The organism is Thermomonospora echinospora (assembly GCF_900108175.1).
Lineage (GTDB): Bacteria > Actinomycetota > Actinomycetes > Streptosporangiales > Streptosporangiaceae > Thermomonospora > Thermomonospora echinospora.
Genome location: NZ_FNVO01000003.1, coordinates 610,752 through 622,893, shown reverse-complemented (window position 1 = coordinate 622,893; position 12,142 = coordinate 610,752). Strand labels below are relative to the sequence as shown.

Here is a 12,142-nt window from a genome sequence, read left to right as displayed (position 1 = left end):
CTCTCTCCTGGAACGACTTCTTGAAAGGGAACACGGTAATGCGCAAGCTCGTGCGGAACGCTCTGGTGGCCGGTGCGGCCACGACCGCGGCGGTCAGCTTGGCCGGCACCCCCGCCTTCGCCGGCCCCGGCACCTGGAACGTCACCCCCACCAGCACCATCTTCTCGGCCACCAGCACCAACCCCACGCTCACCAACCCCCGCAACAGCGCCTCGCTGACCTGCACGTCGGTGACCGCCAGCGGCAGCACCGTGGCCACCAGCCTCAACGACGCCGGCTTTGTGCACGCCATCTCTCCCGAAGTGGGCCACATCGACGTGCCTGACACGGTCGCCAATGTCATCAGCAGCAGCTGGACGGGCTGCAGGGGACCAATCAACCTCACCTTCGGCGTGACCCATGCCGGGACCTGGACCCTCCAGGCCATCTCCGAGAACTCGTCGACCCACGTGATCAAGGGGCGGATCTCCGGCGTCCACGCCACCATCGCCGGGACGGGATGCTCGGCGATGGTGAGCGGTTCGGCGCGCGGAACCTACGACAACAGCGCCAAGACGCTGACGATCAGCGAGCCCGGCGGCACCTCCGGCGGCCTCATCGTCTCGGGCGCGTCCTGCCTGGGCATCCTGGCCAACGGCGACAAGCCGAGCTTCAACGCCACCTTCTCTGTCACCGGCAACATCGCGGTCCACCGCAACCACTGATCGGGACCGACCCGAGCGCAACCTCTAACCAATGCGGAAACGGCCTCAGGTCCGAAGAGCGGCGTAAATCCGGTGCGCGGCCATCGGGGCCGCCCGGCATCGGACCCAGGGGCTCTCGACGAGGGGCCGGAACATCAGGGAATGTGGGGCGTGGCTCTGCTGTGCGGCCGCCCGCAGCGGCATTACGCCCGGTATATGGCGGAGGCCGGGGCCTCTCCCGGCGGCCGGAGGCCGGAGCATGTGCACTGCGTCCCACCTCCGAGAAAATCCAGGCCGGCGGCGATGACCGGCCCTGCTCGGACTCCGCGCCATGACGGGGTCGTTCAGGCCGCGGGCACGTGGTCGGTCGCCCCTTCGGGCGGCCATGAACGACTCACGGCAGGACAGATTCGGTTCGGTGATTGTCATCTCCTGCTAATTCCCGTTCTTTGTGGTCTCGTCCGTCGGCTGACCGCTTGTCCGATGCTCGAACCGGCGAGTAGCTTGGCGGGAACATGTGATCACCTTTGTTTTTCCGGCTTCTCGTCGCGCCAGGATGTCTCGGCCGTGTGGGCCGGGTCCTCTGGCCGGTGCGGGCGAGTCCTTGCCGGCCGGTTCGGCGAACAGGTGCGTATATGAGGATCAGCGTGAGTTGCACGTCCCGCGGGGCACTGCGTACGGCGGCGCTCGGGGCGATAGTGGTCGCGGCGGGGATGCTGCCGGGAGCCCTGCCGGCCGCCGGCGCCCAGACCGCTGATGCCAGCCTGGCCTACTCCTGCCGCTTTCCCCAAGGCGCTCGGCAGGTCAAGGTGAAGGTGGCGGGCGAGTTCCCGTCGTCCGCCCGGGTGGGCCGGCCGCTGCGACCGGGCAAGATGAACGTGACGGTGACCGTACCGCAGGCCGCCCTCGGCGACCTGTCCGGGCTCGGCGCCGCCACGGTCACCGGGACGGCGGGGTTCGTCACAATGATCACGCAGGGGACGGGTCCGTCACCCGTACGGTGGCCTGGTCTGGCGGTAAAGCCTGCGGCCGTTCCTCGCGGCGGAGACCTGGTGCTGACGGCGTCGGGGCCGGTGCCCGCGGTGAAGGTCGGCAAACCCGGTCCCGTCATCTTCACGCTCGGTCAACTGGCGTTGGACCTCAAGCCGCGCAAGGCCGACGGCAGTGCGACGAGTCCGGACGCCCTCGCCGTGCCGTGCACCTTGAATCCTGGGCAGAACTCGACGCTGGCGACTGTCTTCGCCTCTCCTGACGGAAGCGGCCCAGGCCGGCAGGACAGGCCGGAGCGCGGCAACCTCAGGCAGGGGCCATCGCCGGACCGGTCGCTGGCCGCCGCGGACATCCCGGCCGACTGCGAGGAACTGGGCGAGGACATCGGCGACCCCTTTGCGCTGACGGTATGCGCCTACATGACCGGCTACTCCAACGTCAAGAAGCTGAACAGTGCGATGCTGTTCCCGTACACGATCATCAATATCGTGGGCACCACCTTCTATGACTGCAGCCCACCCGGAAAGATCAGATTCTGTATTCCGTTCAAGGCGCGGTTGAACTCGGGAGGGAAGGCGGGGTTCCCGCCGGCCAGGTCGACGTTCCTGACCTACGGCTTCATGCCCACCACGGCGACCGTCGAGGTGACCCAGGCGACGCCGTTCATGGACATTCTGGTCGAACTCGACTTCATCCTGGACGACGAGGACGGAGACAGCAGCCGGGTCACGGCCACCGCGAAATTCGGTATGCGCGTCCACGAGGCCGAGGTCAACGGAACCCCGCTGGACGTCGGGCCGAACTGCGGGCTGGCCGAGCCCATGGAGACGAAGCTATCGGCGACCGCCGCCGAATACAGCCCCGACTCCGGCGGTCCGCTGGCCGGCGAGGCAACGATCCCCCCGTTCGCCGGGTGCGGTGTGGGCGAGGATCTCGACCCGATCTTCACCGCCTCGATCTCCGGGCCGGGAAATTACGTCAAGATGACACAAGGGAACGGCTGCACGGCGCAGTCCGGCTTCGGCTGCCCGCCGGTGAAGCCGGTTCCGCTCCGCTGACCGATGCGCGGCCGACAGGGCCGTCCGATGCCCGGCCCGGCCGGGCATCGGACGGCCCTGTCGGTTCGGTGCGCCTGCGAGGACCGGCATGGTCGGCCGCTTGCGATCCGCGCCTTTCAGGCTGTGCACAGCCGCCCACATCGGTTTATGCGGCCGTTGGACGGGTGGGCCGGTCACGACGATTTCCCCGCCGCCCAAGCCCTTCGCAGGTGAGCGCAACGGCTGCCGGGCGGCCCTGCGGAACGGCGGTCACCCGGAGGCCAGAGGGGTTTCCAAGGGCATGAGGGTCTTCCGGCGAGTACATTCTGACAGGTCGCGCATGGACTCCGAACGCGATCGAGATCGCTCGATCACGGAGCGTCGAACGGACTCATGGTGGGATAAATTCACCCATTCCATGTGTGCTTTGTGACAATTATTCAGTCTTTTTCTCCATGCTCTTCGTGCGGTCTTGTCTCTCCTCAAAAGGGTGGATAATTTTGAGGTCGATGCGCGGGTGAAGTAGGTCGGGGGGCTTTGATCCGCACCGAGTTCTGCTCGTAGCAGTCAGGGAGGACCCTTCGATGTCACGCTCTTCCGTGTCACCGAAAGTGCGTAGGGCCGGCGCCTGCGCGGCCGCCGGCGTACTCGCCGCCGTCGGGCTCGTCGCCGGTTCGGGAACGGCCCACGCGGCCGAACCGTTCCGAGTCGACTACCCGGTGAACGGCAGCACCTACATCAAGACGACCGATTCGACGATGAAGCTGGGCCCCGGCAAACTGAAGGTCGCTCTGGACTTCGACACCGGCGCGTTCACGGCCGACCTCGCCCTGCCCCCGGCCCAGGGCTCGTTCAAGGAGTTCGGCGTCATCCCCGTGTCCGTGACGACCGAGTTCATCCAGGAGGGCCAGACCACCGGCGCGGTCGACCTCATCACCGGCGCGACCAAGAGTACCTCCAAGGTCACCCTGCGGCTGAAGAACCTCAAGGTCGCCGGCATCCCCACCCCGGTCGGCGACCACTGCAAGACCGAGAAGCCGGCGACGATCAACCTGACGTCGGGGGAGGGCTTCGACGTACTGAACGGCGGCCCCATGAGCGGGACCTACGAGATCCCCAAGTTCGAGAACTGCCTCCTGGCGACCCCGCTGATCAACCTCACGGTTCCCGGTGCGGGCAACACCATCAACCTGACCCTGAGCCCGGCAGAGCTGCCCTCTGAATCCTGACATGACGGTGGCCGCCATGTTCGATGACGGCGGCGCATCGGACGGCGGCGGGTGGGCCCACCAGCGAACGGGCCCACCCGCCGCCGGTCCTTTTCAGACTGCACGAGGATCGGTCTTCCATGCGCAGAAGAACTCTCCGGACCGCCGTCGTCGCCGCCACCGCGACCGCCGCCGTGGGGCTGACGGCCCTTCCCTCCCACGCCATCCCGGTGACCGTCTCCGGCAGCGCTTCCAGTGGGGCGTACACCGCCACCTCGGGGACGGTCACCTTCACGCTCAGCAGCGGGGCGCTGGCCACCTGCTCGTCATCGGCGGGCGGCGGCACCATGCCCAACGGTTACAGCGCCAGCGGCAACAACATCGGCGGCTTCGCGGTCACGACGTGGACCGGCTGCCCCGTGACCCAGTCCGGGACCGCCGCCATCAACGTGGTCGGCGGCACCGCGAGCACGGTCCAGGTGACCGTGACGAACCTGACGCTGACCTATGCCGTCCCCGGCTGCACGATGACGGCGACGGGCGGGGCGCCCGGCACCTACACGAACGGCTCGGCCGTCCTGAACATCGACCCCACGGCCCCCAACCCACAGAACGTCCAGCTCGTCGTCATCTCTGTCACGGGTTGCTTCGGGCTCGTCAACCCCGGCCAGAGGCTTCGGTACGCGGGGAGCTACACCCTGACCCCCGGCACGATCCAGCTCACTCCCTGAGCCGGCCGAGGCGGCCGAGGCCGCCGGGCCGTGGACGTCCGCAGGAGATCCGCGAGCTGTTCGGGGTCATCCTCCGCCCGGCCGCCCGGCCGTTCGGGCGTCCGGGCAGAAAAGAACTGGGGGAGGCGCACCGCGCCTCCCCCAGTTCTTCGGGCCGGTCAGTCCGGCGGGATGACGCCGTTCTTCGCCACCGGGACGGCGAGCTGGGGCGGTGAGTTGAGGGTCACCTGCTCCTTCGGCAGACCCGCCAACATGGGGTTGATGTGGGTCAGCGTCAGGGGGACGACCGGGAGGGCGGGGGCCTGGAGGTCATACTTCACCAGGTCGAGCCACCGGACGATGTTCAGCACCTCCGGAGGGATCTGCTGGTCGCCCTTCTGGACGGGCACGCACAGCTGCCGGTTGTAGGTGACGTTGACGTTGCTGACGGGCAGCCCGGTCAGCACCGGGTTGAGCTGGGTGAGCGAAAGGGGCCTGTTGAGCGGTGCCTGCGGGCCGATCAGGTAGCACTTCAGGTCGATGTACTGGACCAGCCGCAGCACCTCGTCGGGCGGGACGACGCCGTTCTTGATGACGGGCACGCACAGTTGCTGCGGGGAGGTCATCACGACATTGGTCGGCGGCAGCCCGGTCAGCACCGGGTTGAGGTGTCTCAGGTTGAGCTGCCTGTTGACGTTGATTCCCTGGGTCCGGTAGCAGGACAGGTCGACGTACCGGATGAAGCCGAGCACGTCCTGGGGCGGAATGACGCCGTTCTTGGCGACCGGGACGCACAGTTGCTCACGCGGCCCGAGAACGATCTGCTCGCGGGGCAGATCGGCCAGGACCGGGTTGAGATGGGTGGTCAGGATCGGCCCGGTCGGGGGTGTGTACGCCTCGGTTCTGAAGCATTCGAGGTCGAGGTTGGAGACGAAGGATCTGGGGGTCGGGAACGCCAGGGCGTTCGCCGGGGACACGATCGCGGGCAGCAGCACCGATGCGAGCATGGCCAGGGCGACCGCCAGGGCCCGGACCGTACCGGGGCGGTGGATGCGCGGACGGGGTGGATTGCGCATGCGATATCCCTTTCCTGCGGGTCGGCTCAGTGTGAACGGCGAGAAGATCGAGATCCAGCGTGCGCGATCGGATGTCCATATCCGGTCATTCAACCTATTTACGGATGGGGTGGAAATGGGGTCGGAGAAATATGCCACGTGCCCGGTAACGTAAAAGTCTCCGGGGATGACGGGGTGTGATTCCCTGATGTGAGGCGGTCGTCAGGTGAGCGGCTCCCTGCCGGCCGAGGCGCCGGCAGGGAAAAGGAATGTGATGGGCGTGGGTTCGGGTGCCACCCCTAATGCCTTTCCGAAGGGATTCGTCCGTCCCGATCCGTTCATCCGGGCCGACGCCCGTGCGGATCGCGCAGCGCGGCCCGCCCGGCGGGCGGTGCCTGGGCGGTGCTTGGGCGGTACGAGTGGTGCGGGCATGGGGGCGTTCCCTTCCGGGAGGCTGCGGCATCAGGCCGGGCCGCCAGGGGGCTCGGCGGCGCGGGGACTCGTCCCGAAGCGGCCGGTGCCGGGCTTCTCGTCCGGGGACCGCTCGCGACGGTTGTCCTCAGTTGGCCAGTCCTGCCAGGCCGGCCTTGGGTTAGCCTGCGGCTGAAATGCCCGCGATGTGGCTGCTCTGACAGGACCGACGCCTGGGCGTCGTGGAGGAGACGTGAAGGCTGTCGTTTACGAGCGGTACGGGCGGCCCGACGTCTTGCGGGTCGAGGACGTCCCGATGCCGTCGCCCGCCGCCGGGCAGGTACTGGTGAAGGTCGCGGCGACCTCGATCAATCTCAGCGATTGGGAAGGTCTGAGCGGTTCGCCCTTCTACGCTCGCCTGGGTGGGGTGCGGGCGCCGCGACGCTCGATTCTGGGCTCGGACATTGCCGGCTGGGTCGAGGCCGTCGGCACCGGTGTCACCCGTTTCCAGCCCGGTGACGAGGTCTACGGAGACAACCTCCAGCTCAAGGGTGGGTTCGCCCAATACGCGGTCGCACCCGAGTCGGCACTCGCCATCAAACCCGCCGCACTGACGTTCGCCGAGGCCTCGACCATTCCGCAGGCCGGAGCGATCGCCGTGCAGGGCATGGCAGGCGCCGCGGAAGGACGTCGGGTGCTGATCAATGGGGCCGGCGGGGGCACGGGTTCGTTCGCCATCCAGGTGGCCAAGCGACTCGGTGCGCACGTGACCGGTGTCGACAACGGCCACAAGCTGGAGTTCATGCGGTCGCTCGGGGCCGATGCCGTGATCGACTACCGCCGCGACGACTTCACCCGCGAACACGAGCCGTACGACCTCATCTTGGACCTCGTCGCTCATCGATCGGTGTTCGCCTATCGTCGGGCGCTCGCTCCGGGCGGCCGGTATCGGTGTGCGGGCGGGTCGGTACGGGCGTTGCTGCGCGTCCTCACGATCGGCGCGGCGGCCGGGCGGGTCACCGGCCGCCGACTAGGGGTGCTCGTCGTCAGGGAAGGTCCACCCCACTTCGAGCCGATGACTCGGTTGTGCGTCGCCGGTGACGTGAGCATCCGCATCGATCGCACTTTCGAACTTGACCAGGTACCGGACGCCCTCGCTCACGTCGGCGAGGGACGCGCCCTCGGCAAGGTCGTCGTCACCCCGCACTGAGGACCGGGGCACGGGCGCGTTCGTACGCCTGCGGCCGGGCGGAAAACCCTTCGCTGGGGATGGGAGAGGAGTTCCATACTGTGGCGCATGGTGCAGTTCGCGGACTTCGACACCCGTGGTTACCCGATGGTGGACGTACGGACCGGCTACGGGCAGTGGGCGGACACCTATGAGAGGACCGTCGAGGACATCATGGACCTGGCCCTCCTGGAGGAGCTGACCGAGCCCTCCTGGAGTACGGTGCGCCGCACGGCCGACCTGGGGTGCGGCACCGGCCGTACCGCCGCCTGGCTGCGGCGCAACGGCGTGGGCTCGGTGATCGACGGAGTGGACCTCACGCCGGAGATGCTCGCCGCCGCCCGGTCCAGGGGAGCGCACGACCACCTGTACGAGGCCGACGTGACGGCCACCGGGCTCGCGGGCGGCGCCTACGACCTGGTCATCGCCTCGCTGATCGACGAGCATTTGGCCGACCTGCGCCCGCTGTACGCCGAGGCGTGGCGGCTGGCCGAGCCCGGCGCCCTGTTCGTGCTGGTGGCCTTCCACCCGCACTTCATCATGGTCAGCGGCATGCCGACGCACTTCACCGCGTCCTCGGGCGAGCCGGTCGCCATCGACACCAACGTCCACCTGCTGAGCGACCACGTCATGGCCGCCGTCGGAGCCGGCTGGACGCTGGCCGAGATGCGCGAGAACGTCATCGACGACCGCTGGCTCACGGTCAAGCCCAAGTGGTCACGCTTCCGCGGCCACCCCTTCACCGCCGCCCTGGTCTGGCGCAAGCCCGCATAGCCGCGGCGTCCTCCAGAGGGCGGGGCCACCACCGGCGACCCCGCCCTGCGCGTCGGCGGCTCAGGGGAGATCGAGCCGTCCTTGCCGGATCCGCTCGGCCAGCGCCCGCCACTGGTCGGGCGCGAAGGTCAGGTACGGCCCGTCCGGGTCCTTGCTGTCCCGCACGGCGACCGTGACCCCCGAGGCGGCGACCTCCACGCACATCGCGTGATCTTCTCCACCGCTGCGACTGCTCTTGTGCCACTCACTGGGTGAGGGGCCGATCGGCAGGGTTACGATCTCCACGCACATCGAGTTCTCGTCCATTGAGCTGTGGGCGCTCTTGCGCCATGTGGCCGATGGAGGGATGGGCAGGGCGGCGACCTCCACGCACTGGGAGTTCTCGTCCATCGAGCTGTGGCTGCTTTTACGCCATGAAACCGGCTTCGTGTCGAGCGGCACTAGAGCTCCTCCATGACGGTACGGATCAGTTTCTCCGAGTCTGGCACCGGTAGCGCCATCGAGGCGATGCGATCGGACAGGAGCGCGAGGCCCTTGACCTTTGGACCTGGTGCGAGGGTCCGGCCGTGGCCGGAGGCGGCTTCGACGTACCCGACATCGGCACTGTCGGGGAACCCTATGAGTGCGAAGGATCCGGCAGGGTAGATCGGCGCTCCCGCAGGAACGATCACCACGTTGATGTTCGGCTCCTGCATCATGGTGAGCACGTGTTCGAGCTGGCGGCGAGTGATCTCCCGGCTGCCGACGACTCTCCGGATGCAGAATTCGTCCATGGCGATCATGAGCCAGGGCGGGGTTTCGCGGCGGAGGATCTCCTGCCGTTCCATGCGGGCCGCGACAAATTCGTCGGCCTTGTCCACACTGTGTGCGGCGCTGAGGATCTCGCGGGCGGTCTCCTCGGTCTGTAGCAGGCCGTTGATCCAGAGGCAGTCGTACGTCTTGATCGATGAAGCTCGGGTCTCCAGGTCGAAGTACTCGTAGATGGCCGGGGGCTCGCCCTCCTCGCGGACCATGATCCCGTACAGGGCCTCGAAGTGTTCTTCCAGGTCGAGGGCCTTGTCGAAGGCCTTGGAGATGCGGAGGGTCGGGGGGCGGCGGCCGTTCTCGATGTGGCCGATGAGCTTGCCGGAGACCATCACGGCGGGGTGGGCGCCGAGGGCGCTCTGGGTGAGGGACGCGCGGGTGCGTTCGCGGGCGAGGGCGCGGGCGTAGAAGGCGCGCGCCGACTGCTTCGGGTCCAGCTCTGGCATGGGGCTCCTCCGGGCGGGCTACGGCGGCGGTAGCGGGGGTGTGCCAGGTGTAGCCGGGGTTGGTGATGCGGAGTACTGAACTCATGGCAGACAGTAATCTGGCGGGTCAGGCTTGGTCAGCGAAAAGGGGTAACCAAGTGGATGGAAAGTGATGGCCAAAATGCCAGGGAAGTCCGGAGTTGGTGGTTATGAACTTAGGCGTGAAGTGCTTGCGGTGCCCGCAACGGTGGGACTGCTGCGTGATCTGACGCAGGTCCATCTCGCCAAGTGGGGGGCGTCGGAACGGTTCGCCGACAATGTCCGCCTGGTGGTCAGCGAACTGGTCACCAACAGCGTCGCGGCCTGCCCGGGGCGGGCCATCGTGTTCGTGATGTACGCGGTGGTCGGCGCGGTCGTGGTGGAGGTGCGCGACCCGTCCGAAAGGGCGCCCGTGCACCGGCCGGCGGGACCGGGGGACGAGGGCGGGCGGGGGCTGCAGATCGTCGGCGCGCTCGCCGAGTCGTGGGGGACGCGCTGGCCTCCCGGCGGCGGCAAGGTCGTGTGGGCCAAGATGACCGCGACCTGTTGAAGACCGGGCCGTGACCGTTCCGCGATCCCGGACGCGCACCCGGAGACAAAGGCGTGGAAGGTCTTGTCATCCGGTGATAACAAAATCTCGGGCGGGGTTTTGGCTCCGGTCATCCGCTTGAAGGTGACCGCGCCGCACAAGTAGCGTACCGGCCAGTAGCGATCATATGGTCCGGGCGCGTGCCGCAAAAACCATTCGAGGCTCTGGCGCGGCGGCATTCAATTGCGGGCGGGTGCGATGGGAATCGAAGTGGTCGTCGAAGGGCTGAGCAAGTCCTTCGGCAGGCAGACGATCTGGCAGGACGTCTCGCTCACCCTGCCGGCCGGCGAGGTCAGCGTGATGCTGGGCCCCTCGGGGACCGGCAAGACGGTGTTCCTGAAATCGCTGATCGGCCTGATCAAGCCCGAGCGCGGCCGGGTGATGATCAATGGCGTGGACATGGTGAGCAGTTCCGAACGGCGGCTGCACGAGATCCGCAAGCTGTTCGGGATCATGTTCCAGGACGGCGCGCTGTTCGGCTCGCTCAACCTGTACGAGAACATCGCCTTCCCGCTGCGCGAGCACACCAAGAAGAAGGAGTCCGAGATCCGGCGCATCGTGCTGGAGAAGATGGACATGGTCGGCCTGGCGGGGGCCGAGGGCAAACTGCCCGGCGAGATCTCCGGCGGGATGCGCAAGCGGGCCGGCCTGGCCCGCGCCCTGGTGCTGGACCCGGAGATCCTGCTGGTCGACGAGCCCGACTCCGGTCTGGACCCGGTGCGCACCGCCTACCTGTCGCAACTGCTGATCGACCTGAACGCGCAGATCGACGCGACGATGCTGATCGTCACGCACAACATCGACATCGCCTCCACCGTGCCCGACAACATGGGCATGCTGTTCCGCCGCGGACTGGTCACCTTCGGGCCCCGTGAGGTGCTGCTGACCAGCGAGGAGCCGGTCGTCTTCCAGTTCCTGCGGGGCCGGCGGGCCGGGCCGATCGGCATGTCGGAGGAGAAGGACGCCGCCACCCTGGCGATGGAGCAGGCGCAGGGGTACCCCGACGAGGAGGACGACGGCCCGTTCAAGATCCCCCGGCAGTTGCGGCCCAGCCCGGGGATGCCGCCCCGCAAGGGGGCCGAGCGCCGCCGTGAGCGGGTGCTGGGCATGCTGCACCAGCTCCCGCCGCCCGCCCAGCAGGCGATCCTGGAGAACATGAACGCCGAGGCGCAGCGGCCGGTCGGCGTGGCTCCCGAGCTGCCGCAGCGCTCGGCCGCGAAGGGCTCCTACGGCCCCGCCCCGGCTCCCGGTCACGGTCCGGCGGCCGGGCCGGTGCCGTCGCCGAGGCCCGCGCCCGGTCCGCGTCTGCTGCCGCCGGATCCGCCGCCCGGTCCGCCCCCGGCCGGTCCGTCGGGTCCGTCCGGGCCTTCCGGACCCCCTCCGGGCGAGGGGGGACGCTGGTGACGACGCCGCAGTACACGCTCCCCGGAGTCGGCGCGCTGCGCGAGACCGGCCGGCTGTTCGCGCTGGCCGGCGCCGTGCTGGGCGGGATGTTCCGGCGCCCGTTCCAGTTCCGCGAGCTGGTCGAGCAGTTCTGGTTCATCGCCAGCGTCACCATCCTGCCGACCGCGCTGGTCTCCATCCCGTTCGGCGCGGTCATCGCGCTGCAGGTCGGCTCGCTCACCCAGCAGCTCGGCGCCCAGTCCTTCACCGGCGCGGCCAGCGTGCTGGCGGTCATCCAGCAGGCCAGCCCGCTGATCGTGGCGCTGCTGATCTCCGGTGCGGGCGGCTCGGCGATCTGCGCCGACATCGGCTCCCGCACGATCCGCGAGGAGATCGACGCGATGACCGTGATGGGCGTCTCGCCGATCCAGCGGCTCATCGTCCCCCGGGTGCTGGCCTGCATGGGCGTCGCGGTGCTGCTGAACGGGCTGGTCTCGGTGGTCGGCGTGGCCGGCGGCTACTTCTTCAACGTGATCATGCAGGACGGCACGCCGGGCGCCTACCTGGCCAGCTTCTCGGCGCTGGCCCAGCTGCCGGACCTGTACATCAGCGAGATCAAGGCGCTGATCTTCGGCTTCATCGCCGGGGTGGTGGCCGCGCACCGCGGGCTCAACCCGCGCGGCGGGCCCAAGGGGGTCGGGGACGCGGTCAACCAGTCGGTGGTGATCGCCTTCCTGCTGCTGTTCTTCGTCAACCTCGTGCTCACGGCCATCTACCTGCAGGTCGTGCCCCCGAAGGGAAGCTGA

General features: G+C 68.3%; 13 protein-coding genes. 9 read left to right on the top strand and 4 right to left on the bottom strand.

Annotated elements, in window-relative coordinates:
- Positions 1 to 259 (bottom strand): hypothetical protein (locus tag C4U03_RS41710; protein WP_235017744.1); only part of this gene is annotated, 259 nt, incomplete at its 3' end.
- Between C4U03_RS41710 and C4U03_RS10180 the strand changes: the two genes are divergently transcribed.
- From C4U03_RS10180 to C4U03_RS10165, 4 genes are all read left to right on the top strand, one after another.
- Positions 252 to 704 (top strand): hypothetical protein, encoded by a 453-nt coding sequence (locus C4U03_RS10180; protein WP_235017743.1) that lies wholly within the window; start codon positions 252 to 254, stop codon positions 702 to 704. The two genes, C4U03_RS41710 and C4U03_RS10180, sit on opposite strands and share 8 nt — an antisense overlap.
- 548 nt (positions 705 to 1,252) lie before the next feature.
- Positions 1,253 to 2,731 carry a DUF6801 domain-containing protein gene (locus tag C4U03_RS10175; RefSeq protein ID WP_146087302.1) on the top strand — a complete coding sequence of 493 codons (1,479 nt, stop codon included), beginning with the start codon at positions 1,253 to 1,255 and terminating at the stop codon, positions 2,729 to 2,731.
- Positions 2,732 to 3,294: 563 nt separating this feature from the next.
- Positions 3,295 to 3,939 carry a hypothetical protein gene (locus C4U03_RS10170; protein ID WP_103937416.1) on the top strand — a complete coding sequence of 215 codons (645 nt, stop codon included), beginning with the start codon at positions 3,295 to 3,297 and terminating at the stop codon, positions 3,937 to 3,939.
- Positions 3,940 to 4,058: 119 nt separating this feature from the next.
- A complete protein-coding gene (locus tag C4U03_RS10165; RefSeq protein WP_103937415.1) occupies positions 4,059 to 4,649 on the top strand; it encodes a hypothetical protein in 591 nt (196 codons plus the stop codon).
- A 158-nt stretch (positions 4,650 to 4,807) separates the two neighbouring features.
- Here C4U03_RS10165 and C4U03_RS10160 read toward each other — a convergent pair whose 3' ends face one another.
- Positions 4,808 to 5,704 carry a hypothetical protein gene (locus tag C4U03_RS10160; protein ID WP_235017742.1) on the bottom strand — a complete coding sequence of 299 codons (897 nt, stop codon included), beginning with the start codon at positions 5,702 to 5,704 and terminating at the stop codon, positions 4,808 to 4,810.
- Positions 5,705 to 6,347: 643 nt separating this feature from the next.
- Here C4U03_RS10160 and C4U03_RS10155 point away from each other — a divergent pair.
- Both C4U03_RS10155 and C4U03_RS10150 read left to right on the top strand, forming a co-directional pair.
- Positions 6,348 to 7,304 (top strand): NAD(P)-dependent alcohol dehydrogenase, encoded by a 957-nt coding sequence (locus C4U03_RS10155; protein WP_103937414.1) that lies wholly within the window; start codon positions 6,348 to 6,350, stop codon positions 7,302 to 7,304.
- Between the two features lie 87 nt (positions 7,305 to 7,391).
- On the top strand, positions 7,392 to 8,096 hold the full coding sequence (locus C4U03_RS10150) for a class I SAM-dependent DNA methyltransferase (RefSeq protein WP_103937413.1): 705 nt from the start codon (positions 7,392 to 7,394) through the stop codon (positions 8,094 to 8,096).
- A 60-nt stretch (positions 8,097 to 8,156) separates the two neighbouring features.
- Here C4U03_RS10150 and C4U03_RS10145 read toward each other — a convergent pair whose 3' ends face one another.
- Positions 8,157 to 8,537, bottom strand: coding sequence for a DUF397 domain-containing protein (locus tag C4U03_RS10145; RefSeq protein WP_160146941.1), 381 nt, complete (start codon positions 8,535 to 8,537; stop codon positions 8,157 to 8,159).
- Positions 8,537 to 9,346 (bottom strand): helix-turn-helix domain-containing protein, encoded by an 810-nt coding sequence (locus C4U03_RS10140; protein ID WP_103937412.1) that lies wholly within the window; start codon positions 9,344 to 9,346, stop codon positions 8,537 to 8,539. Before C4U03_RS10140 ends, C4U03_RS10145 begins: the two co-directional genes overlap by 1 nt.
- A 214-nt stretch (positions 9,347 to 9,560) precedes the next feature.
- Here C4U03_RS10140 and C4U03_RS10135 point away from each other — a divergent pair, with 214 nt between their 5' ends.
- The 3 genes from C4U03_RS10135 to C4U03_RS10125 all read left to right on the top strand — a co-directional run bounded on the left by C4U03_RS10135 (position 9,561) and on the right by C4U03_RS10125 (position 12,142).
- Entirely contained in the window at positions 9,561 to 9,914 is a 354-nt protein-coding gene (locus tag C4U03_RS10135) for an ATP-binding protein (RefSeq protein WP_160146940.1), read from the top strand.
- Between the two features lie 237 nt (positions 9,915 to 10,151).
- Positions 10,152 to 11,357, top strand: coding sequence for an ABC transporter ATP-binding protein (locus C4U03_RS10130; RefSeq protein WP_103937410.1), 1,206 nt, complete (start codon positions 10,152 to 10,154; stop codon positions 11,355 to 11,357).
- Positions 11,354 to 12,142: an MlaE family ABC transporter permease gene (locus C4U03_RS10125; protein WP_268817499.1), complete on the top strand. Its 789-nt coding sequence runs from the start codon at positions 11,354 to 11,356 to the stop codon at positions 12,140 to 12,142. Before C4U03_RS10130 ends, C4U03_RS10125 begins: the two co-directional genes overlap by 4 nt.